Here is a 23420-nt window from a genome sequence, read left to right on the forward strand (position 1 = left end):
AGAAGGGACTTACGCGATGACCAAGCCGGTACACACAGGCGACTTCCCGGCCTATAGGGAAATCCTGCGCCTGGACGAGTTCCTCGAACTGGCCTGCGTGCACGACACGCCGGACCGCTCGCTGTTCTTCGCGGCGCACCAGTCCTGTGAGATCTGGTTCGCCGTGGTGCTGCGCCACATCGAGCAGGCGCGAGACGCGCTGACCCGCGACGACGGGCTCGCGGCGGTCGCGCCGCTCGAACGGCTGCCCCACCTGATGCGGGTCGTCGCCGAGCATTTCGCCGTGTTGACGACGCTGACCCCTGAATCCTTCGACGAGATCCGGGCGACGCTCGGGACCTCCAGCGGGCTCCAATCGGCCCAGTACCGCGAGATCGAATTCCTTTGCGGTGCGAGGGATCCGCGGTTCCTGAACATCTCGGGACTCAGCGACGGCGAGCGGGCCAAGCTGGTGGCACGCCTGGATGAGAAATCCCTGGGCGCCGCCTTTGTCGAGTATCGGGAGCGGGCGGGCGTCGACGCGAGGGAACCTGGTTTTTCCCTTGTCCGACGCGTCGAAGACGCGTTGTCGAACCTCGACGACTCGGTGCGGGCGTGGCGGGCCCAGCACGCCGGCCTGGCGGAGAAGTTCCTTGACGGCGCGCAGGGCACAGCCGGTTCGTCGGGTGCGGCGTACCTGTGGCGATCGACCAAACGAACGTTGTTCCCCGAGGTCTTTCCTCGGCACGAGTGGAGCGACGGCGAGGACCCGGTGTCGGGCGCGGGCGGCTGGGCCTGACCCACCTCACCGAATACCACGCGATCACCGAACACCAAGCGAGTCAACTGTTAAGGAGAACGCAGTCATGATGAAAAGTGGCGCTGCCGCCAACCTGACCGACCCCGGCAAGACCAAGAGCGTCGTCATCGTCGGTGGCGGCACGGCAGGCTGGATGACCGCCGCCTACATGAAAGCCGCATTCGGCGACCGCATCGACGTCACCGTCGTCGAGTCGGCCCACATCGGCGCCATCGGCGTCGGTGAGGCGACTTTCAGCGACATCCGGCACTTCTTCGAGTTCCTCCGTCTGGAGGAGTCCGACTGGATGCCCGCCTGCAACGCCACCTACAAGCTCGGGGTGCGGTTCGAGAACTGGCGCGAGCCCGGCCACCACTTCTACCACCCGTTCGAGCAACTCGGGTCGGTCGACGGCTTCTCGCTGAGCGACTGGTGGCTGCGGATGCCGCAGTCGAGCCGGTTCGACCGCGACTGTTTCGTCATGGCCGCGCTGTGCGACGCCGAGCGCTCGCCCCGCTACGCCGACGGCACCCCGCTGGCCCAAGGCGTGTTCGAGAACGTCGGCGACAGCCAGTCGGCGCGGTCGAACATCGCCGAGTACCAGGGCGCGCAGTTCCCGTACGCCTACCACTTCGAGGCGCACCTGCTGGCGAAGTTCCTGACGAAATACGCCACCGACCGCGGTGTCAAGCACATCACCGACAACGTCGTCGACGTCGCGCTCGACGATCAGGGCTTCGTCACGCACGTGAACACCGCGGAGAACGGGACGCTGTCCGGCGACCTCTACGTCGACTGCACCGGTTTCCGCGCGCTGCTGCTGAAGCAGGCCCTCGGCGAGCCGTTCGTGTCCTTTCAGGACACCCTGCCCAACAACAGCGCGGTCGCTCTCCAGGTCCCGCTGGACATGGAGCGCAAGTCGATCCGGCCGTGCACCACCGCGACCGCGCAGGAAGCGGGCTGGATCTGGACGATCCCGCTGATCAGCCGCATCGGCACCGGCTACGTCTACGCCGACGAGTACCTCTCGGCCGAGGAGGCTGAGAAGACCCTGCGCGATTTCGTCGGCCCCGAGGCCGCGGATGTCCCGGCCAACCACATCAAGATGCGCATCGGCCGCAGCAGGCGCTCCTGGGTGAAGAACGTCGTCGGGATCGGCCTGGCCAGCGGCTTCGTCGAGCCCTTGGAGTCGACCGGCATCTTCTTCATCCACCACGCCATCGAGCAGATCGTCCGGTACTTCCCGGGCGGCCGCGACGACGACGTGCGCCGCGACGCGTTCAACCGCTCGATCGAGCACGTGATGGAGGGTGTCCGCGAGTTCCTGTGCTTGCACTATGTCGCCGCGAAGCGGGCCGACAACCAGTATTGGAAGGACACCAAGACCCGCAAGATCCCGGACTCGCTCGCCGAGCGCATCGAGATCTGGAAGCACAAGGTGCCGGACGCGGAGTCGGTCTACCCGCATTACCACGGTCTGCCGCCGTACTCCTACAACTGCATCCTGCTCGGCGCGGGCGGCATCGAGGTCAAGCACTCTCCGGCGCTGGACATGGCCGACCCGACCGCCGCGCAGGTCGAGTTCGACCGCATTCGCATGAAGGCGGACAAGCTGGTTCAGGAACTGCCGACCCAGAACGAGTTCTTCGCGGCCATGCGCGCCAACGCCAAGTAATCCCCGCGTGCGTTCGCCGGGGCCGGATCGCTGCCGCGCGATCCGGCCCCGGCCCGCGACCGACCTATGGAAGGTCTCGTGACGATCTACCTTTCGTACGACCAGGAAACCCTGGACGTCCAGTACTCGCCGAGTTCGTGCGTCCCCGACATCGACGTCTACATGACCGAGTACGCGCGGCGGAGCGCCGCGGCGCGGGAACGGCTCGACGTCGAGGTCGGTGTCCGATATGGACAGAGGCCGGAGGAGCTGTTCGACCTCTTCCCGGCCAGGGATCCGGGTGGGCCGTTGCTGGTGTTTGTCCACGGCGGGTACTGGCAGGAGGTCAGCCGGAACGAGTCGGCGTTCATGGCGCCCGACCTGGTGCCCGCCGGGGTGTCGGTCGCGGCGCTCGGGTACGGCCTCGCTCCGGCGTACTCCCTGCCCGAGATCATCGCCATGGCGGCGGGCGGCATTCGCTGGATCTGCGCGAATCTCGACCAACTGTCCGGCAAGCCCGGGTCGGTCTACCTGGCGGGCTGCTCGGCGGGTGCGCACCTGATCGTCATGGCGCTGCTCGACGAGGCGGGCTGGCGGCGGACCGGGACGCGCGCGGTGGACGCGGTGGCGGGCGCGGTCCTGCTCAGCGGGGTGTACGACCTCGAACCGGTGTCGCGCACCTACGTCAACGCGCCACTCGGGCTGGACACCGCCACCGCGCGCGCGTGCAGCCCGATGCACCACCTCGGTCCGGCGCTGCCGCCGCTCGTGGTGGCGCGCGGGGAGAGCGAGACCGAGGAATTCGGCCGACAGCAGCGGGAGTTCGCCCACGCGGTGCGGGCGCTCGGTGGCGACGTCACCGAGCTGGTCGCCCCATCCCGCAACCACTTCGACTTGGCCTACGACCTCGGCCGGCCGGGTACGGCGCTCGGCGACGCGGTCGCCAGGCTCCTGGGACGTAGGGAGAAGCGGCGCGGCGCGGACGGCGCCGAGGGGTCTCCGGAGTCCACAACAGACGGTATTCGTGATCTCCACGGCAGGGTCATCGATGGACAGCGCGCAAGGGAGCTTGGAAATGTCACCGGAGAACAAGGAACCCGCGGTGGGGTCGGCGGACATGACCGCGACTGATCGCGACGCATTGCGCGAGACGGTGTCCGGTGTGCTCGGCATCGAGCTGACCGCGGAGGACGACGAGACCAACCTCTTCGAACTCGGTCTGCAGTCGATGGACCTGATGCGGCTGACCCAGCGGCTCAACGGCGCGGGCTCGGAGGTCACCTTCGCGCGGCTGTCCGCCGACCCCAGGCTGTCGGCGTGGGCCGAGTTCGCGATCACCGCCGAGCCCGCACCACAACCCGCCGAGCCCGCCCTCGCGAGCGCTCCGCCGAGCACGTTCCCGCTGACCCCGGTGCAGCAGGCCTACCTGTTCGGCCGCGCCGACCATCAGGAGCTGGGCGGGATCGGCTGCCACAACTACATCGAGTTCGACGTGCCGGAACTGGAGCCCCAGCGCCTCGAGGCCGCGGTGCGGGCGCTCATCGAGCGCCACCCCATGCTGCGGGCGCGGTTCAGCGAAGACGCGATGCACCACATCCTGCCCGAGTCGCCGTGGCCCGGCCTGACCGTCAACGACTGGCGCGACCAGGCTCCCGGGCGGGCGGAGGCGTCCGCGCTCGCGTTGCGCGACAGGCTGTCCCACCGGTGGCTGCACGTCGACCGGGGCGAGGTCATCGACGTCTCGCTGTCGCGGCTGCCCGGCGGGGTCGACCGGCTGCACCTCAACGTCGACCTCGTCGCCGCCGACCTGGCCAGCTTCCGACTGATCCTGATCGAACTGGTCGCGTTGTACGACGACCCCAACGGCCTGCCCGAGCTCACCTACACCTTCGGCCAGTACCAGGCCGACCACGCCGCGGCCCGCGAGTCCGACCGGGAGCGGGCGCGCCCGTACTGGCAGCAGCGCGTGCCGTCGCTGCCCGGCGGTCCGAAGCTGCCGCTCGCGGTCGACCCGGAGACTGTCACCAAGCACAAGTTCGTGCGCAGGCACTGGGAGTTGAGCGCGGATGAGTGGGTCGCGCTCGAGCGCCGCTGCGGCGAGGCCGGCCTGACCCCCGCCGCGGTGCTGGCCACCGCCTACTCGCTGATCCTGTCCCGGTGGAGCGGGGACGATCACTTCCTGCTCAGCCTGCCGCTGTTCGACCGCGACCTCGCCGCGCACCCGGAGATCGGCAGCCTGGTCGGCGACTTCTCCGGCCTGGTGCTGGTGGAGGTCAAGCTGGCGGGCGACAGCTTCGCCGACTGCGCGCGGGTCGTGCAACGGCAGTTGCACTCCGACATCGGGCACGCCGCCTACACCGGTGTCGACGTGCTGCGCGACCTCGCCCGCGCCGACGTCGACGCGCCCCGCACCGCGCCGGTCGTGTTCTCCTACGACCTGTCCGCGCCGCTGATCCCCGACGAGTGGGCCGACCGCTTCGGCGACGTCTCGTGGATGATCTCGCAGACCCCGCAGGTCTGGCTCGACCAGCAGATCTACCGCACCTGCGACAACAACGTACGTCTCGTGTGGGACGCGGTCGAGGAGCTGTTCCCCGCCGACGTGCTCGACACGATGATCGCGGCCTACGAGTCGCTCGTGCGCGCGCTGCTGGTCGGCTCGTGGGATGCCTTGCCGGAACTTCCGCTGCCCGCCGCGCAGCGTGAAGTGCGCGCCGAGGTCAACTCCGACACCCGGGAGATGACCGACAACCTGCTGCACACCGCGTTCTTCGCGCACGCGCCCGCGCGGGCGGGCCTGCCCGCGTTGCTGTGGGGCGAGAACGAGTCACTGGCGCACGACGAACTCGCTCGCCGGGCTCTGGCCGTCGCCGGCGCCTTGTCGCGGCGCGATGTCGGCCGAGGCTCATACGTCGCCGTGGTCGCACCGAAGGGTGACCAACAGATCACGGCGGTCCTCGGCGTGCTCGCCGCGGGTGCCGCGTACATCCCGATCGGCGTCGACCAGCCCGCCGAGCGGCGCGCGCGAATCCTGGAGTTGAGCGGCGCCAAGGTGATCCTCGACGGCAGCGGTCAGCTGAGCTCGGCCGACACCGGCGTCGAGGTGGTCACGATCGAGGCCGCGCTGGCCGAGGCGCCGCTGAGCGCTCCGGTGCCCGCCGAGCCGGACGACCCCGCCTACGTGATCTTCACCTCGGGGTCCACCGGTCTGCCGAAGGGCGTGGAGCTCGACCACCGCGCCAGTGTCAACACCGTCGAGGACATCGACGAGCGATTCGGTGTCGGGGCGAACGACCGGGTGCTGGCGGTGTCCGCCCTCGACTTCGACCTGTCGGTGTACGACATCTTCGGTCCGCTCGCTGTGGGCGGCGCGGCCGTGCTGGTCTCCGAGACCGGCAGGCGCGACGCCGCCGAGTGGCTGGCCCTGTGTCACACGCATTCGGTGACGTTCTGGAACACGGTTCCCGCCCTGCTCGACATGGTCCTGATCGCCGCCGAGGACAAGCCGCTGCCCGAGTCGATGCGCGTGGCACTGCTCTCCGGTGACTGGATCGGGCTCGACCTGCCCGCGCGGCTCGCCGAGGCGACCGGCGGCCGGTGCCGGTTCATCGCCGCGGGCGGTGCCACCGAGGCCGCGATCTGGTCGAACTCGTTCGAGGTCGCCGAGGTCGAGGACGGCTGGCGATCGATCCCGTACGGCAAGCCGCTGAAGAACCAGAAGTTCCGCGTCGTCGACGGCCGCGGCCGCGACTGTCCCGACTGGGTGCCCGGCGAGCTGTGGATCGGCGGCGCCGGTGTCGCGCTCGGCTACCGAGGCGACGCCGAGCTGACCGCCGCGCGGTTCCCGGTCGTCGACGGCGAGCGCTGGTACCGCACCGGCGACCTCGGCCGCTTCTGGCCCGACGGCAACATCGAGTTCCTCGGCCGCCTCGACCACCAGGTCAAGATCAACGGCTTCCGGGTGGAGCTCGGCGAGATCGAGTCCTGCCTGCAGGCCGACGCGGAGGTGGCCCAGGCCGTCGCGGTGGTGGTCACCGAGGGCACGCGCGGGGTCGCCGCCGCCGTGACCGAGCGTTCGGCGGCGGCGGAGCGCGCCCACCAGGGCGCCGACCGCCCAGCCGTCGACCGCCCAGCCGCCGCGCACAGCGAGTTCCTGCCGCCCGCCGCGGACGCCAAGGCGAACCCGCTGGAGCACCAACTGGTGGAGGCGCTGCTCGCGGCTGTCGTGGCGCCGCTGGTCGACGGGGTGGCCGCCGCGCTGCCGGTCTGCGCGCGGCAGCGTCCTGTCGTGGACATCTGGCTCGACTACCTCGCCCAGCGTGCGGTGGTTCGCCGCGCGGGTGCGGGCTGCGAGCAGGGGCCCCGGTGGGCCGAGGTCACGGACCAGGCGTGGATCAAGCAGGTGCGCGAGTCGGCCATCGGTACCCGGTTCGCGGCCGTCGCGACCGCGCTGGAGTGGGCGGAGCCGCTCTTCACCGGAATCGTCTCCGGTGGCGGCGACGCCACCGCGCTGCTCGACGACCCGGTGCTGGCCCCGGAAGCGCTCAACGACCTGATGCCCGCGACGGCCGAATGCCTCAAGGCCATCGGGGCGGACCTTCGCGGCCGGTCCGGCGCGGTGGCGCAGTGGGGGGTGGCAGGCGGCAACGGCGCCGCGCGAGTGCTCACCGAGCTCGCCTCCGACGCGGTCGAGTACACGCTGCTCGGCCCGTCGGCACCCGCCCTGGCCAAGGCCGAGACGCGGCTGGCCGAGCAGGGACACAGCACGCGGGTGTCGCCGCAGGGCCACGAGGCGATCGCCGGGCAGCACGTCCACGCCTTCGCCGCTGTCGTCGCGGACAACGTGCTGCACCGGATGCCCGACCCGGACGCGGCCGCGGCCACGATGGCTGTGCTGCTCGCCCCTGGCGGCAGGCTCTACCTGCTCGAACGCGCCTACCCGACGCCGCTGGCGCTGATCACCGCGTTGCCGCTGGAGGCGCGGGCGGGCCGGTTCGAGGACGGCGCGCACGGCGCGGGCTGGCTCCACGGGACGCGGCGCTGGACTCGGGCCCTCACCGACGCCGGATTCGTCGACGTCGAGGTGCTGCGCGAGGAGGACACCGGCGAGATCCTGCTCACCGCGGACCGGCCGGAGTCGGCGCGCGGAGTCGACGTGGACGCCCTTCGCCGGTGGGCGGCCGACCACCTGCCGGAGCACATGGTGCCCGCGCACATCGCGGTGCTGCCGGTGCTGCCGCTCAGCGCGAACGGCAAAGTCGACCGCAAGCGGATCCTCACCGCGCTCGAACAGTCCGTCGACCGTCCGCGCGACGTGGGAGACCCGCCGCGCGGCGCGACCGAGGAGTTCGTCGCCCAACTGTGGATGAAGTTGCTCGGGCTCGACTCGGTCGGCCGTGACGAGAACTTCTTCCGGCTCGGCGGCGACAGCCTGCTCGCCACCCGTTTCGTCGCCGAGGTGCGCGGGGAGCGCGGCGCCGACGTGCCGATGCGCGAGGTCATGCGCGCGCCGACAGTCGCGGGCCTGAGCGCGCTGATCGACGCGTTCGAGGACATCGAGGAGGGGTCACTTTGACCGCGGGTGAGCTGATCGAGGACCTCGGCGCGGCCGGGATCCAGCTGTGGCGCGAGGGAGAGCAGCTGAGGTTTCGCGCTCCCCGCGGCGCGATGACCGACGAGCGCAAGGCGAACCTGCGCGTGCACAAGGCCGACCTGCTCACCGTGCTGCCCGAGGGGCCGCCGAGCGCGCGGCCCGACGCGGGCGAGTCGCTGTGGCGGGACGACCCCGAGGCGCGGCTGGAGTCGTTCCCGCTGACCGATGTCCAGTCCGCGTACCTGTTCGGCCGTAACGGGGCCTTCGCGTACGGCGGCGTCTCGTGCCACATCTACGAGGAGTTCGAGTACCCGGCCGACCTCGACCCCGAGCGGTTGCAGCGGGCGTGGGACAGCTTGGTGCACAGGCACGACGCGCTGCGGGTGATCATCGGTGAGGACGGCACCCAGCGCGTCCTGCCTGAACTCGCCGACACCCGCATCCCGGTCGCCGACCTGCGCGGCGCCTCGGCGGAGGCGGTGCGGGAGGCGATCACCGCCGTCCGGGACGAGATCTCCCACAAGGTGCACCCCGCGGGTGTGCGCCCGATGTACGAGCTGCGCCTGACACTCGCCGAGGACCGTGCTGTGCTGCACGTGTCGGTGGATTTCATGGCCCTGGACTGGGTCAGCATCCGGCTGTTGCTGTCCGAATTGGACCGTCGCTACCAGCGGCCCGACTGCGAGTTGCCCCCACTCGAGGCGACGTTCCGCGACTATGTCCTGGCGGAGAAGCGGCTGCGTGACACCCAGCGGTACGCGCGTGACCGCGAGTACTGGATGGGGCGCCTCGACGGACTGCCCGGCGCGCCCGCACTGCCGACTCGCGACGACCACGATCCGGCGACGGCGCCCCGGCTGTTCCGCCGGCTGACTACCACAGTGGACAGTCGGGTGTGGCAGGCGCTGAAGGCGCGCGCCGCGCGGCAGGGGATCACCGCCGCGAACGCGGTGCTCGCGGCGTTCGCCGAGACGATCGCCCGCTGGAGCGGGGTCGAGCGATTCTGCCTCGGCTTGCCCGTGCTCAACCGAATGCCGCTGCACCCGAGGGTCGACCGGATGCTCGGCGACTTCACCTCGCTGAGCCTGCTCGCCCTCGATCTCGAGGGCAGGGCGAGCTTCGCCGACCGCGCCCGCGCCATCGGCGAACGCGTCTTCGACGACCTCGACCACCGGCTGTTCAGCGGTGTGGAGGTGCTGCGCGAACTCGCCAGGCGCCGGGGCCGCGACGCGGCGGCCGCGCTGCCCGTGGTGTTCACGGGCAGCATCGGCGTCGGCGGCGAGATGGCCTCGGCGGCGGGTCGCAAGGCGCGCCCGGTGTACGGGATCAGCCAGACCCCGCAGGTGTGGATCGACTGCCAGGTGGGCGACCAGCTCGGCGTCCTCGACATGAACTGGGACGTGCGCGAGGGGATCTTCCCCGCCGGCCTGGTCGACGACATGTTCGCCGCGTTCGTCGGGCTACTGCACGGCCTGGCCGCCTCGGACACGGCGTGGTCGGCCATCGACCCGCGGCCCCTGCCCGAGTCGCAGCGTGCCCGTCGGGCCCAGGTGAACGCGACCGAGGCGCCCACCCCCGGCGGCCTGCTGCACGAGCCGCTCATGGCCTACGGTCGCGAGTTGCCCGACCGGGTCGCGGTGATCGATGCGACCGGGTCGCTGACCTACGGCGAGTGGCTGGGCAGGGCGGCCGCGGTGGCCGAGCGGCTGCGCGCCGCCGGGTGCGTACCGGGCGACTTCGTCGGCGTCCTGATCGACAAGTCCCGGGCCCAGACGGTCGGCGTTCTCGGCGTCCTGCTCGCGGGCGGTGTGTACGTCCCGGTCGACCTGGGCCAGCCGCGGGTGCGCCGGGACGCCATCCTGACCGCCGCGGGAGCGAGGTTCGTCGTGGTCGCGGACCCCGCGGCGGCCGACGCGCTGCCGCCCGGCGCCCACGCGGTCGACGTCACCGACGTGCGGCCGATCCCCGTGGCCGACCTGCCCGAGCTGCCCCGCGTGGCCGCGAGCGAACTCGCCTATGTCATGCACACCTCGGGGTCGACCGGAACGCCCAAGGGCGTGATGATCAGCCACGAGGCCGCGGCGAACACGGTGCACGACATCAACGTCCGCTTCGGCGTCGGCGCGGCGGACCGGGTGTTGGGCTTGGCGGCGCTGAGCTTCGACCTGTCCGTCTACGACCTGTTCGGCCCGACCGCCGTCGGCGCGACCCTCGTGCTGCCCGACGCGACCCGGCGCGGCGACCCGTCGCACTGGGCCAAGGTGGTCGCCGAGCACGGCGTGACGCTGTGGAACTCGGTTCCGGCGCAGCTGCAGATGCTGATGCACTACCTCGACGTCGAGCCCACCGCGCTGCCCACGCTGCGGCTGGCCCTGCTCTCGGGCGACTGGATTCCGCTGTCGCTGCCCGCCCACGCCGGACGGCACGTGCCGGGCGCCGAGCTGATCAGCCTCGGCGGCGCCACTGAGGCGGCGATCTGGTCGAACTACCACCGGATCACGACCGTCGAGCCGCACTGGCGCAGCATCCCCTACGGCGTGCCGCTGGCCAACCAGCGCTTCCACGTGCTCGACTCCGCGCTGCGCGACCGGCCGGAGCTGGTCCCCGGCGATCTTTACATCGCGGGCGCCGGGCTGGCCGACGGGTACCTCAACGACGCCGAGCGCAGCGCCGAGCGCTTCTTCGAGCACCCGGACAGCGGCGAGCGCCTCTACCGCACCGGCGACCTCGGCCGGTACCTGCCCGACGGCGAGATCGAGTTCCTCGGCCGCGCCGACCAACAGGTCAAGATCCGCGGCCACCGGATCGAACTCGGCGAGATCGAGGCGGTCCTCGGCGAGCACCCGGACGTGGGCACCTGCGTGGTGCTGGCGGCGGGCAGGGACGCGTTCGAGCGGACGCTGGTCTCGTTCGTGATCCCCGCGCGGCCGGGCGAACCGGTCGACCCGCTGGAACTGGTGGGCTGGGTGGCCGGTCGACTGCCCGGGCACATGGTTCCCGCGCGGGTGCATGTGGTCGAGACCCTGCCGCTCACCGCGAACGGCAAAGTCGACCGCAAGCGGCTGCTCGACGCGACGCCCGCGCCGACCGGTTCGACCGTGTCGACCGGGGAACCCGCCGAGCCGCCGCGCCCGGGTGTCGAGGAGCGCATCGCGCGGCTGTGGGTCGAGGTACTCGGCGGGCAGGTTCCCAGCCGCACCACGGGATTCTTCGACGCGGGCGGCAACTCGCTGCTCGCCGCGCAGTTCGTCGGACAGCTGCGTGAGCGCGTCCCCAACGCCGCTCGGATCACCTTCGACGTGTTGTTGCGTGCCCTGCTGGACACGCCGACGGTCTCCGGGCTGGGCAAATGGCTGGAGTCCGAGCCTGTGGCTGGACCCGAGGCGGGGACCGGCCCGGTGGTCGAGCGGCAGGCGCTCGTCCCGCTCGTGATGGCGGGGGCCGGTCCGGTGCGTCTGCTCGTGCACGACGGCACGGGAACCCTAGCCGCATACGAGGAACTGATCGAGGGCCTCACGGGCGCCGGGCCGCTGCTGGGCCTCACCGCGCCCGACACCGACCGCTACCTGGGCATCGCCGCGGCGGAGCTCGTCGAGACGCTGGGCGCGGGATACGCGCGTGAGGTGCTGGCCGCGGGCTTCGGCGAGGTGGAGGTCATCGGCTACGGCCTCGGCGGTCCGATCGCGCTGGAACTGGCCAGGGCGCTCGGCGAGGCCGACGCGACAGCACGGCTGACCATCCTGTCCGGCATCGCGGGCGAAGGGGCGGGCGAGAGCGGGTTGGTGCTCGCGCACACCGCCGAGGCGGTGGCGTGCTACGACCCGTCGCCCTACGCCGACGACATCACCCTGCTCCGGCCCGTCGAGTCCGAAGAGGACACAACGGGGTTCTGGAGCGATGTGTGCCTCGGTGACCTGACTGTCGTGGACGTCCCCGGTGACCATGCCACCTGCCTCGTGCGGCCCAACGTGTCCACGACAGTGGACGCGATCTCGACACCCCCGATGGGCCGATGATGACCGAGACACCCCGGCCGATGCGTGTCGTCGTGTGCGGCACGCGCTTCGGCCAGATCTACCTCTCGGCCCTGGCCCGCGCCGAGGGCTACGAGCTCGCGGGCATCGTGGCCAGGGGCAGCGCCCGGTCCGCGGCACTCGCGCGGGACTACGCGGTCCCGCTGTATCCCACGGTCGACAGCCTGCCGGACGACATCGACGCCGCCTGTGTCGTCGTGTCGGCCGCGGTCGGCGGTGGGTCCGGCGCCGACTTGGCCAAGGCCCTGCTCGAACGCGGAATCCACGTGCTGCAAGAACATCCGCTGCACCCGACCGAACTGGCGGACTGCCTGAAGGTCGCGCGGCGCACCGGGTCGCAGTACCTGGTGAACACCTTCTACCCACACCTGGAACCGGTCCGCCGGTTCACCGCCGCCGCGCGGAAGCTGGTGAGCCTGCGCAAGCCGGTGTTCGTCGACGCGATGTGCGCGATCCAGGTCTCCTATGACCTGATCGACATCCTCGCCGAGGTCTTCGAGGGGCTCAAGCCGTGGTCGCTGGACCCGGTTCCGCGGCGCGCGGGCCTGCCACTGGCGGGCGTGCATGGCCAGGTCGGCGGGGTGCCGCTGACCCTGCGCGTGGAGAACCGGATGCGGGCGGGTGACGACAGCACCAGCTTGTTCCTGCACCGGATCACCATCGGCACCGACGCGGGCAACCTGATGCTGGCCAACACCCACGGACCGGTGATCTGGAGCCCGGTGCTGCGCGTGCGGTCCGACGACGTGGGCCGGTTCCTCCCGGTCGCGGCCGAGGACGGGTCGTGGGTGGACGACTTCGGCGGACGCACCGCCGACTACCTCGGCCCGGCCCAACCGCCGACCTGGGCGACGGCCGTGGACGAGATGTGGAGCGGCGGTGTGGTGACCGCGATGGACGACCTGCGCGCGCGGGTCGAGGAGGGTGCGGATCCGCTGCGGCGCGGCAGGCGCGCTCTGTCGGTCGCACATGCCTGGAAGGAACTGACCGAGGCGATCGGCTACCCCGACGTGGCCACTCCGGACGCGGGCGACCCGCTGACCGTCGCCGACTTGTAGGTCCGATGGCGTACCCCCGTACGTCCATGCGCGTACGGAGGGCCTGGTGGAACACGACGCATTGTGGTATCGCGCCGAGACCGGGCCCGATAGGTTCAAGATCGTCGGAGTGTCGAAAATCGAGTGGGAGAGCGATGAATGTGACCGACCTCGTTGACGCAGGGGAGCAGTCCACGCCGCCACCGGAGGTCATTCCCGCGGAGACCCCGGGGGTGAAGATGGGTTCCTTGATCCGCCCGTTCGCGGGCAAGTTCGCCATCGTCGTGGCCCTGCAGGTCATCGGCGCGCTCGCGGGCCTCGCGCCGCTGCTCGCCGTCGTCGAGATCGGGCGCGGCCTGCTGGCGTCGGGGCCGGTCGACCGCGACCACATCTGGACCGTCGTGATCATCGGCGCGGCCGGCCTGCTGGTCCGGCTGGTGTTCACGTCCGCGTCGTTCGGACTCGGCCACTACGTCGACGGCGCGGTGCAGCTGGGCTTCCGCCGGATGCTGGCCGCCCAGCTGGGCCGCGTCCCGATCGGCTGGTACTCCCGCCGCCGCAGTGGCGAGCTGGCGAAAGTCGTGGGCGACGACGTCGCCGCCGTCCACCCGTTCATCGCCCACGCGCCCGGCGAGCTCGTCGCGGCGTTCGTGGTGCCGCTGGCGTCGCTGATCTACCTTCTGTCGATCGACTGGCGGCTCACGCTGATCACGCTGATTCCCGTGCTGCTCGCGATGCTGATGGTCCCGTTCTTCATGCTGCCCGCCCGCACGCAGGAGCAGAAGGACTTCGACGCGGCGATGGGCCGCATCGCCAGCTCGGTCGTCGAATTCGTGCAGGGCATCTCGGTGGTGAAGGCGTTCGGCGGGGCCGAGCGCGCTCACCGGAAGTTCCTCCGGGCCGCCGACGACTTCGTTGACATCTTCTCCAAGTGGGTCCGCGGCATGTCCGTGGTCGCCGCCGCGATGCAGCTGTGGCTCTCGCCCCCATTCGTGCTGCTGGTGGTGCTGCTCGGTGGCACATCGCTGATCACCGGTGGCGACATGGCACCGGCCGATCTGCTGCCGTTCCTGCTGCTCGGCCTTGGCCTGACCGCGCCGATCGCGGCGATCGGCCACGGCTTCGACGACATGCAGGCCGCCGGCCGCGCGGTCGGGCGCATCAAGGAGGTGCTCGACGTCGAACCGTTGCCGGAGCCGGAGAACCCGGTCGTTTCGCGGGGGCACCGGGTGGAGCTGCGCGACGTCCGGTTCGGCTACGAGGACGACAACGAGGTGCTTCGCGGGATCGACCTGACCCTGGAACCGGGCACGGTCACCGCGCTCGTCGGTCCGTCGGGCAGCGGCAAGTCCACGCTGGTCCAACTTCTGCCGCGGTTCTTCGACCCGACGCACGGCTCGGTCATGCTCGGCGGAGTCGACCTGCGTGACCTCGGCGCCCGCGAGCTCTACGGGACGGTTTCGTTCGTCTTCCAGGACGTCCGTCTGCTGCGGGCCTCGGTCGCGGAGAACATCGCCCTCGCGGTGCCCAAAGCCGAACACGACGACATCGTGCGGGTGGCCAAGCTGGCCAATATCCACGACCGGACGCTCGAGCTGCCGCGAGGCTACGACTCGATCATCGGTGAGGACGTCAAGCTCTCCGGCGGTGAGGCGCAGCGCATCTCGATCGCCCGTGCGCTTCTCGCCGACGCGCCCGTCCTGGTTCTCGACGAGGCGACCGCCTTCATCGACCCGCAGACCGAACACGCCGTGCGCCAGGCGCTGACCGCGCGCGGCACCGACCGGACCGTGCTGGTCATCGCGCACCGGCTCGAGACCGTCGCCCACGCCGACACCGTGGTGATGCTGGAGGAAGGCGTCATCGTCGAGCGCGGCAAACCCGCCGATCTGCTGGCCCGCGGCGGGAAGTTCGCGGCGTTCTGGCAGGCGCAGCAGTCGGCCATCGCCGAGGTCGAGACCAGCAGCGCCGCCGTGTCAGGAGAGGAAACCCGATGATCGGACTGCTGCTGCGCGTACTCGGACATGAGTACGCCAAACCGATGCGCCGCACCGTCGCCCTGATGACCGTCACGGCGATCGTCGAGGGCCTGCTGTACGCGCTGCTGGTCCCCGTGCTGCGCGAGCTGTTCGGGAGTAACCCCGCGCACGCTTGGCCCTACCTTCTCGGCTTCGCGGGCGCGGTCGCGGTCTACGCGGTGCTGCGCTACACCAGCGACGTGTCCGGCATGCGGGTCGGAACCTCGATGCTGCGCGGGATGTACTACAAGCTCGGTGACCACCTGGCCCGCCTGCCGCTGGGCTGGTACGACGCCACCCGGGTCGGCGATGTGTCCACGATGGCCAGCAAGGGTCTGCTCGCCGCCCTCGGTGTCGCCGCGCACCTGCTGGCGCCGTTCATCTCGGCGCTGGTGACCCCGCTGACGATCGTCGCGGTGATGATCGCCTACGACTGGCGGCTGGGGCTGGCCGCGCTGGCCGCGGCGCCGGTCGTCGCGGTGATCCAGAAGTGGACCGCGCGCTCGTCCGCCGCTGTCGACGCCGAGCGCCACGAGCGTGACAAAGAGGCCGCCGGGCGCGTCATCGAGTTCATCCAGGCGCAGCCGGTGCTGCGCGCGGGTGGTCGGACCGGTGAGCGCTTCGGGCTGCTGGACAACGCGCTTCAGGACGTGGAGCGCACCTCCCGCCGCAGTGTCGCCGCGGTGCTGCCCGGCGCGGTCAGCCTGACCGTCACGGTCCAGATCGTCTTCACGCTTCTCATGGTCCTGGGCACGTATCTCGGCCTCGGCGGCGACATCGGTGTCGCCGAACTGCTGAGCATCCTGGTGCTGGCAGCCCGCTGCGCCGACCCGCTGCTGTCGCTGTCAGACATCGGCGGCAAACTGCGCGGCGCCCGAGTCGAACTCGACCGCCTCGACACGGTGCTGCGCACCGCGCCGCTGCCGGAACCGGCCGAGCCGGTGCGCCCGGACACCCACGGTGTCGAGTTCGATTCCGTCACCTTCAAGCACGGCGACCGCGTCGTGTTCGACGACGTCTCGCTGACTGTCCCGGTCGGACAGCGGCTCGCGGTCGTCGGCCCGTCGGGCGGGGGCAAGAGCACGCTGCTCCAACTCCTGGCGCGCTTCTATGACGTGGGTGCGGGCGCCGTGCGCATCGGCGGGGTGGACGTGCGCTCGATGGACACCGAAGACCTGATGTCGCGGATCTCCATCGTGTTCCAGGACGTCTACCTCTTCGACGGCACCATCGAGCAGAATGTGCGGGTCGGTCGTCCGGACGCCACGGACGCCGAGGTGCGTGCGGCGGCGAGCGCCGCCCGGCTCGACGAGGTGATCGACCGACTGCCCGAGGGGTGGGCGGCCGACGTCGGCGAGGGCGGCGCCCGGCTCTCCGGTGGCGAACGCCAGCGCGTCTCGATCGCCCGCGCCCTGCTCAAGGACGCGCCGATCGTCCTGCTCGACGAGGTGACCTCGTCGCTGGACCCGGTCAACGAGGCGGCCGTGCACGAGGGCATCGAGCGGCTGATGGCGGGCCGGACCGTGGTGACGGTCGCCCACCGCATGCGCACGGTCCGCCGTGCCGACCGCGTGGTGTTCCTCGACGGCGGCAAGATCGTGGAGGAAGGCAGCCACGACGAGTTGCTGCTCCAAGGCGGCCGCTACGCGAACTTCTGGAACATCTCCACGGCTTCCACGGCGAGCGGGTGAGCGCCATGATGAGCGGTTCCCCGGCCTGGGAAGGGCGAGCGGGGGCGTTTCGCCCGCTCGCGGCTCGCCCCTACGCACGGGCGCGCGTGGTGTTGTTTCCGCACGGCGGCGGTAGCGCGAGCTACTACAAGCCATGGACGGCGGCGGTGCCGTGGGACATCGAGTTCGTCGCCGTGCAGTACCCGGGCCGCGAGGACCGGTTCCACGAGCCGCTGCCGACGACAATTCAGGAGCTCGCCGCGGTTCTGGCGGGCGACCTGCCGTTCGGGCAGCCGCTGCCGACAGTCCTGTTCGGACACAGCATGGGCGCGCTCGCCGCGTATGAGATCGCCCGCCGCATGACGGTCACGGGCGGCGCCCCCGCCCGGCTGGTGGTGTCGGGGCATCCCGCCCCGGCACTCGCCCGGCCGGGGACCGTGCACCTGGGCGACGACGACGAGCTGATCGAGGAACTGCGTCGCACCGAGGCGACGAACCTCGAAGTGCTGGACAACGAAGCGCTGATCAAGACGTTCCTGCCGATCATCAGGAACGACTACCGCCTGAGCGAGACCTACACGGTGACTCCCGGGGCACGCCTGGACGCGCCGGTATCGGTGCTCCACGGCGACCGGGACGTCGAGGTCGATGAGCGGGAGGCCCATGGCTGGGCCGACGTCACCGACAGCTCGTGCGACGTCACGGTCTTCGAGGGCGGGCACTTCTACCTGGACCACCACCGCGACCGGGTGATCGATCTGGTGACCGCCCACGCACGCGCCGCCGCGGCGTGCGCGTCGGCGGTTCCGTGGCCCTCAGCGCCGTGACCGAATCCTTCCGCACCCCCGAGAACCGAGCTTCCACACGAGACGAGAGCAGCGACACCGTGACCATCGAATCCACCAGCCGGCCACGCCTCGATGTCAAGATGAGCCCCCGAGACCTGATCAATATCGGGATCTTCGCCGCGCTCTACCTCGTGACGGTGGGGGTGCTCAACGCCCTCGAGTTCATCGGTCCACTCGCGACACTGGTCTCGATCGTGGTCAGCGTCATCGCGGGCGGCGTGCCGTTCATGCTGTTCCTCACCAGGGTGAAGCACGCGGGCATGGTGACCGTGTTCACGGTCATCGTCAACGCTTTCATGCTCCTGATCGGCAGCCCGGCGGTCGCTCTGGTCCTCGGTGTGGTGCTGGCCCTGATCGCCGAAACGCTGCTGTGGCTGGGCCAATACCGGTCGCGCAAGCTCAGTGTGGTCGCGTACGCGGTGTTCAGCATGTGGTTCGCCGGGCTGTTCCTGCCGATGTTCTACGCGCGTGAGGACTATTTGTCCGGCGAGTACATGCAGTCGATGGGCCAGGAGTACCGCGACGCGCTGGACTCGTTCCTGTCGCCGGGAGTGCTGGCCGCGTTCGACCTGTCGACGTTCGCCTTCGGACTGATCGGCGGCGCGTTGGGGCTGCGCCTGCTGGACAAGCACTTCCGCAAAGCGGGAATCGCGTGACGGTGGCCCGGTCGCGCACGGAACAGGCCGGGCTGCCCGCGGGGGCCGGGACACTCGGTCGCGCGACGATGGACCCGCGCACCGCGGTCGCGCTGCTGCTGTCCGCGAGCATCACCATCATGGCGCCCGGGGGATTGTGGTTCGTGCCCGCGGCGCTGGTCGTCGGTGTCCTGCTCGCGGTGACCGAACGGGCGTGGCGGCGGGCGGTGGCGATCCCGTTGGCCGCCCTCGCGGCCGCCGTGGCGAGCTACCTGCTTCCGCTGGTCGCTCCCTGGCCGATCCTGGGCATCGTGGCGATCACGGCCGGGTTCGCGCTGCGCCTGATCGCCATCGGCGGTATCGCCGCGCACCTGGCCCGCACCGTCTCGCCGACCAGGCTCACCGCGGCACTGCGGGCGGCGCGGGTGCCGACGGCGTTCACCGTGTCCGGGGCGGTGCTCCTGCGGTTTATGCCGACCATCATCGCCGAGACGGCGGCGGTGTGGGACGCCATGCGGCTGCGCGGGCTCGGTGGCATCGGGGCGATGCTGCGCCATCCCCTCCGGGCGATCGAGTACTTCACCGTGCCGCTGATGGCGTCGAGCCTGCGGTCGGCCGAGGACCTGTCCGCGTCGGCGCTGCTGCGTGGCCTGGGTTCGCGCAAGCACCCGACGGCGATGCACCCACCGCGATTCGGCCGCACCGACGTGGCCGTCGTGGCCGTGGTGGCGGTCCTCATTGCGGCCACCATGTTGTGGAAAGGCTCGCTGTGATCGAGTTGTCGGGCGTCCGATGGACCTACCAGGGCGGTGACGCCGCCGTCCTCGATGGGCTCGACCTGCGCGTCGGGCGCGGTGAGACCGTGGTCGTGTGCGGGCCGAGCGGATCGGGCAAGAGCTCCGCGCTGCGCCTGATGAACGGCCTGATTCCCTTGTTCCACGAGGGAAAACTGGAGGGCGAGGTCCGCGTCGACGGGGCGCCGATCACCGATCTCGCTCAGGTCGGGCGGGTGACCGGGACCGTGCTGCAGCATCCGCGTCGCCAGTTCTTCACCGACGCCATCGACACCGAACTCGCGTTCGCGCTGGAGAACTTCGGCGCCCCGTCCGAGCGGATCCGTGAACGGGTGGCCGAGGTGACCGCCGACTTCGGGCTCGACGAGCTCACGGGCAGGCTGCGGGAGCTGTCGGGCGGCCAGCAGCAGCGGGTGGCGTGCGCGGCGGCGATCACGCACGGTCCGCCCGTCCTGCTCTTCGACGAGCCGACGTCCAACCTGTCCGCGCGGGCTGTCGACGATTTCACGAGGGTCCTGCGCCACCTGCGCGATCTGGGGATGACGCTGGTCATCGCGGAACACCGCCTGCACTACCTGCGTGATCTCGCTGACCGGATCGTGGTTCTGCATGGTGGCAAGGTCACCAGGCAGTGGACTCGGCCGGAGATCGCGACGCTGACCGATGAGACGCTGCGCACCGAAGGCCTGCGCGGCCTGGTGGCTCCAGTGCGGGTCGCGGTCGCCGCGGCCGCGGCGCACGGCCCCAGCGTCGAGACCGCCGACCCTGAACCGACCGGCGCCGCGGTGGCGGGCTCGGGTCTCGTGCTGCGCGGCGTCCGGTGCGGCTTCCGCGGCCGCCGCGTCCTCGACATCGAGGAGGCGCACCTGTCCGCGGGCCGGATCACCGCGGTCACCGGCCCCAACGGCGCGGGCAAGAGCACCCTGGCCCGGGTTCTCGCGGGCCTGCAGCGCCACGACGGCCGAGTGCTGCTCGACGGTCGCCCCCGCTCGCGCGCGCAACGCCAGCGGGAGACCGCGATCGTGATGCAGGATGTGCAGCGGCAGTTGTTCACCGACAGCGTGGACGCCGAACTGCGCCTCGGTAGGACCCCCGAGCAGGCTGACCACGTCGCGGCGGTGCTCGCGGACCTCGACCTCGACCAATTCGGAGACCGGCACCCGCTGTCGCTGTCGGGCGGCCAGCAGCAGCGCCTCGTCGTCGCCACGGCCCGGCTGAGCGGGCGCCGGGTCGTCATCTTCGACGAGCCCAGTTCGGGCGTCGACCGCCGCCACCTGCGGTCGATGACGCGGACGATGCGCGATGTCGCCGCGGGCGGTGCGGTCGTCGTGCTGATCAGCCATGACGCTGATTTGCTCGACCTCGCCGCGGACCGGGAACTGCGCCTGCGCCCGCTCTCGTGACCGGTATTTCACCGCACGTCGTATAAGTGCGCTTTCGTTTCTTCGGCGCTTCGCGACGCCGTTTGAAATAGTCGGGTCGATGGCCCGCGCCACCCGTGTTTGTCGAGGTAAACGGCGTGGGGCAGGTGGGGTGTGAGGAATCCACCAGGATATGGGTGGAACGAATATTGTCCCGCGGCGGCGGCGCTGGATAGTATGACGATGCAAATAGATGTTTGATTTATTGCATGGGGAAATCCATTTACGGGGAATGGGGTTGTGCGTATGTGCGGGATCGCGGGCTGGGTGGCGTTCGACGCCGACCTGACGCGCCGGGGCGGCGCGCTCGATGCGATGACCGAGACGATGTCGTGCCGCGGCCCGGACGCGCGCGGCACCTACCTGCGCACTCACGTCGGACTCGGCCACCGCCGTCTCGCGGTCATCGACCTGCCGGGTGGCGCGCAGCCGATGACCATCACCACCCCGGCGGGCGACGTCGTCATGGTCTACTCCGGCGAGGCCTACAACTTCGAGGAGTTGCGCGACCGCCTGCGGGGCAAGGGGCACACGTTCCGGACCGACAGCGACACCGAGGTCGTCCTGCGCGCCTACCTGGAATGGGGCGAGAGCGTCGTCGACCACCTCGACGGCATGTACGCCTTCGCGATCTGGGACGGGCGCGACGAGAAGCTCGTCCTGGTCCGCGACCGCATGGGCGTCAAGCCGCTGTTCTACTACCCGACCCCCGACGGCGTGCTGTTCGGCTCCGAGCCGAAGGCGATCCTGGCCAACCCGGCGGTGCGCAAGGTGGTCGACACGGACGGCCTCCGGGAACTGTTCGCCCAGACCAAGGCGCCGGGATGGGCCCTGTACAAGGGCATGCGGGAGATGCTGCCGGGCACCCTGATCACCGTGGACCGCGGCGGGGTGAAGGAGCGCACCTACTGGCGCCTGCGCGCGCTGGAGCACACCGACAGCCGCGAGGACACCGTCGCCCGCGTACGCGACCTGCTCACCGGCGTCGTCGAGCGGCAGATGATCTCCGACGTGCCGCGCTGCGTGCTGCTCTCGGGCGGCCTGGACTCCAGCGCGATCACCGCGCTCGCCGCCGACCGGCTGGCCGCCAAAGGCGAGCGGGTGCGGTCGTTCTCGGTCGACTTCATCGGCCAGGAGGAGAACTTCGTCCCCGACGAGATGCGCGACACGCCGGACTCGCCGTTCGTCCGCGACGTGGCGCTCCACGTGAACTCCGAGCACCACAACGTGATGCTCGACCCCGCAGCTCTCTCCGACCCCGCGGTGCGGCGCGCGGCGGTCGCCGCTCGCGATATCCCCAACGGCTTCGGCGACCTCGACAACTCGCTGTATCTGCTGTTCAAGGCGATCCGCGAGCACTCGACGGTGGCGCTGTCGGGCGAGTCGGCCGACGAGGTGTTCGGCGGCTACCCGTGGTTCTTCCACGAGCAGGTGCTGCGGTCCGGCACTTTCCCGTGGATGACGGTCATCCCGCCGCTGAGCCTCGCGGGCCGCACCGACCACGTCGAACCGGGGCTGCGCAAGCGATTGGACGTCGAGACCTACACCGCCGACCAGTACTCCACCGCGGTCGCCGAGATCGAACTGCTCGACGGCGAGTCCGAGTTCGACCGGCTCATGCGGATCACCTGTCACCTGCACCTGACCCGGTTCGTGCGGTCGCTGCTCGACCGCAAGGACCGGTTGTCCATGGCGGTCGGGCTCGAGGTGCGCGTGCCGTTCTGCAACCACGAGCTCGTCGAGTACGTCTACAACACGCCGTGGGCGATGAAGACCTTTGACGGCAGGGAGAAGAGCCTGCTGCGCCATGCCGCCGCGCCCGTGTTGCCGCGCTCGGTGGTGGACCGGGTCAAGAGCCCGTACCCGTCGCTGCAGAACCCCGGCTACGCGGCGGCACTGCAGCAGCAGGTCAAGGAACTGCTCGCCGAGCCCGGCGCGCCGCTGTTCGCGATCATCGACAGCGGCTGGGCCAAGCAGACCGCGGACGCGGACCCGGCAGGGATGTCGCTCGCGGTGCGCGGTGGACTGGAGCGGGTGCTCGACGTGGCCGCCTGGCTGGACCTGCACTCGCCCGAACTCGACCTGGACTGACCGAAACGACGCGCGGACGGTGGTCCGGTCCGGATCCCGGGCCGGACCACCGGTCCGTTCAGTGCCGATTAGTGCTGATCAGTGCCCTTGACGTCAGGGGCGTCGGCGGTGGCCCACACGAGCAGTCCGTCGACGAAGGAGCGAACGCCCTGGGCGTACGTGTCCTGCGCCGCGAGGACCGCCCAGTGGCCGCCGACGGCGGCCAAGTGCGGCGTTCGGGACGGGTCGAGGTCGACCAGGCCCGGGTCGGCGAACGCGGGTCGGTCGACGTCCTCGTGCACGCGTGCCGAGTTCGCACGGACCAGAACCTCGCCGACGGTGTAGTACCAGAGGTGGCGGAAGATGTGGACCGCCCGCTCCTGCGTGCAGCCGTGGTCGATGGCGCCGGAGACGATGGCCTCGACCAGCAACAGCGCGGAATCGCCCAGTCTGCCGATGAATCCGTCCGTGGTCAGCACGTCCGCGGCCCACGGCCAGGCCGTCAGGGCGTCGCGGATCGTGATGGCCGCGGCGATGATCCGTTCCCGGGGTTCGCTGGGCAGCGTCGGCCGGGGGAGCTGGTCCGCGTACTCGGACATCAGCAGCAGGAGCAGGTCCTCCTTGTCCCTGACGTGGCGGTACAGCGTCGTCGCCCCGATGCCGAGCTCACCGGCCAGTGCGCGGATGGTCACCTTCTCCCAGCCGTGGCGGTCGATCAGCTCGCGGGCCGCGGTCAGGATCTCCACACGGGAGGTGACAGGTGGCCTGCCGGTGCGGCCGGCCTTCGCGTTGGGACTTGGCACCGTCCCATCATCTATTTCCGCCACGCGGCCCGCAAAACCCCCATACCGCTCGACAGCCCGGCGGA

Annotated in this window: 14 protein-coding genes; 13 read left to right on the top strand and 1 reads right to left on the bottom strand. The window is 70.6% G+C overall.

The window, feature by feature from the left end:
• Positions 1-16 precede the first annotated feature (16 nt).
• The 13 genes from ACUZ2Y_RS27115 (at position 17) to asnB (ending at position 22573) form a co-directional block, all read left to right on the top strand.
• On the top strand, positions 17-778 hold the full coding sequence (locus ACUZ2Y_RS27115; protein ID WP_476324157.1) for a tryptophan 2,3-dioxygenase family protein: 762 nt from the start codon (positions 17-19) through the stop codon (positions 776-778).
• Positions 779-845: 67 nt separating this feature from the next.
• Positions 846-2453: a tryptophan halogenase family protein gene (locus ACUZ2Y_RS27120; RefSeq protein ID WP_476324159.1), complete on the top strand. Its 1608-nt coding sequence runs from the start codon at positions 846-848 to the stop codon at positions 2451-2453.
• Positions 2454-2531: 78 nt separating this feature from the next.
• Positions 2532-3563 (top strand): alpha/beta hydrolase, encoded by a 1032-nt coding sequence (locus ACUZ2Y_RS27125; RefSeq protein ID WP_476324161.1) that lies wholly within the window; start codon positions 2532-2534, stop codon positions 3561-3563.
• Entirely contained in the window at positions 3508-8007 is a 4500-nt protein-coding gene (locus tag ACUZ2Y_RS27130; protein WP_476324163.1) for an amino acid adenylation domain-containing protein, read from the top strand. Before ACUZ2Y_RS27125 ends, ACUZ2Y_RS27130 begins: the two co-directional genes overlap by 56 nt.
• Positions 8004-12041: a non-ribosomal peptide synthetase gene (locus tag ACUZ2Y_RS27135; protein WP_476324165.1), complete on the top strand. Its 4038-nt coding sequence runs from the start codon at positions 8004-8006 to the stop codon at positions 12039-12041. The genes ACUZ2Y_RS27130 and ACUZ2Y_RS27135 overlap by 4 nt, the downstream gene beginning before the upstream one ends.
• A gap of 20 nt (positions 12042-12061) precedes the next feature.
• Positions 12062-13117, top strand: a complete 1056-nt coding sequence (locus ACUZ2Y_RS27140) for a Gfo/Idh/MocA family oxidoreductase (RefSeq protein WP_476324167.1) — start codon at positions 12062-12064, stop codon at positions 13115-13117.
• 134 nt (positions 13118-13251) lie between these two features.
• The gene (locus ACUZ2Y_RS27145) at positions 13252-15093 is read left to right on the top strand and encodes an ABC transporter ATP-binding protein (protein WP_476324169.1); all 1842 of its coding nucleotides are present in this window, start codon (positions 13252-13254) and stop codon (positions 15091-15093) included.
• A complete protein-coding gene (locus tag ACUZ2Y_RS27150) occupies positions 15090-16805 on the top strand; it encodes an ABC transporter ATP-binding protein (RefSeq protein WP_476324171.1) in 1716 nt (571 codons plus the stop codon). Before ACUZ2Y_RS27145 ends, ACUZ2Y_RS27150 begins: the two co-directional genes overlap by 4 nt.
• Before the next feature lie 89 nt (positions 16806-16894).
• Complete coding sequence (locus ACUZ2Y_RS27155) at positions 16895-17611, top strand: thioesterase II family protein (protein WP_476324173.1); 717 nt, start codon at positions 16895-16897, stop codon at positions 17609-17611.
• 101 nt (positions 17612-17712) lie between these two features.
• Positions 17713-18288, top strand: a complete 576-nt coding sequence (locus tag ACUZ2Y_RS27160) for an MptD family putative ECF transporter S component (RefSeq protein ID WP_476324175.1) — start codon at positions 17713-17715, stop codon at positions 18286-18288.
• The gene (locus ACUZ2Y_RS27165) at positions 18285-19040 is read left to right on the top strand and encodes an energy-coupling factor transporter transmembrane component T (protein WP_476324177.1); all 756 of its coding nucleotides are present in this window, start codon (positions 18285-18287) and stop codon (positions 19038-19040) included. The genes ACUZ2Y_RS27160 and ACUZ2Y_RS27165 overlap by 4 nt, the downstream gene beginning before the upstream one ends.
• Entirely contained in the window at positions 19037-20464 is a 1428-nt protein-coding gene (locus ACUZ2Y_RS27170; protein WP_476324179.1) for an ABC transporter ATP-binding protein, read from the top strand. The genes ACUZ2Y_RS27165 and ACUZ2Y_RS27170 overlap by 4 nt, the downstream gene beginning before the upstream one ends.
• A 264-nt stretch (positions 20465-20728) precedes the next feature.
• Positions 20729-22573 (top strand): asparagine synthase (glutamine-hydrolyzing), encoded by a 1845-nt coding sequence (gene asnB, locus ACUZ2Y_RS27175; RefSeq protein WP_476324181.1) that lies wholly within the window; start codon positions 20729-20731, stop codon positions 22571-22573.
• 68 nt (positions 22574-22641) lie between these two features.
• On the opposite strand, the gene ACUZ2Y_RS27180 is transcribed toward asnB, so the two are convergent.
• Positions 22642-23355: a TetR/AcrR family transcriptional regulator gene (locus tag ACUZ2Y_RS27180; protein ID WP_476324183.1), complete on the bottom strand. Its 714-nt coding sequence runs from the start codon at positions 23353-23355 to the stop codon at positions 22642-22644.
• Between the last annotated feature and the right edge of the window lie 65 nt (positions 23356-23420).

This window comes from Actinokineospora sp. UV203 (assembly GCF_056323665.1).

Coding starts and splice junctions, on each gene's coding strand:
- ACUZ2Y_RS27115 (WP_476324157.1), top strand. CDS start 17: ATGACCAAGCCGGTACACACAGGCGACTTCCCGGCCTATAGGGAAATC.
- ACUZ2Y_RS27120 (WP_476324159.1), top strand. CDS start 846: ATGATGAAAAGTGGCGCTGCCGCCAACCTGACCGACCCCGGCAAGACC.
- ACUZ2Y_RS27130 (WP_476324163.1), top strand. CDS start 3,508: ATGTCACCGGAGAACAAGGAACCCGCGGTGGGGTCGGCGGACATGACC.
- ACUZ2Y_RS27140 (WP_476324167.1), top strand. CDS start 12,062: ATGCGTGTCGTCGTGTGCGGCACGCGCTTCGGCCAGATCTACCTCTCG.
- ACUZ2Y_RS27145 (WP_476324169.1), top strand. CDS start 13,252: ATGAATGTGACCGACCTCGTTGACGCAGGGGAGCAGTCCACGCCGCCA.
- ACUZ2Y_RS27150 (WP_476324171.1), top strand. CDS start 15,090: ATGATCGGACTGCTGCTGCGCGTACTCGGACATGAGTACGCCAAACCG.
- ACUZ2Y_RS27160 (WP_476324175.1), top strand. CDS start 17,713: ATGAGCCCCCGAGACCTGATCAATATCGGGATCTTCGCCGCGCTCTAC.
- asnB (WP_476324181.1), top strand. CDS start 20,729: ATGTGCGGGATCGCGGGCTGGGTGGCGTTCGACGCCGACCTGACGCGC.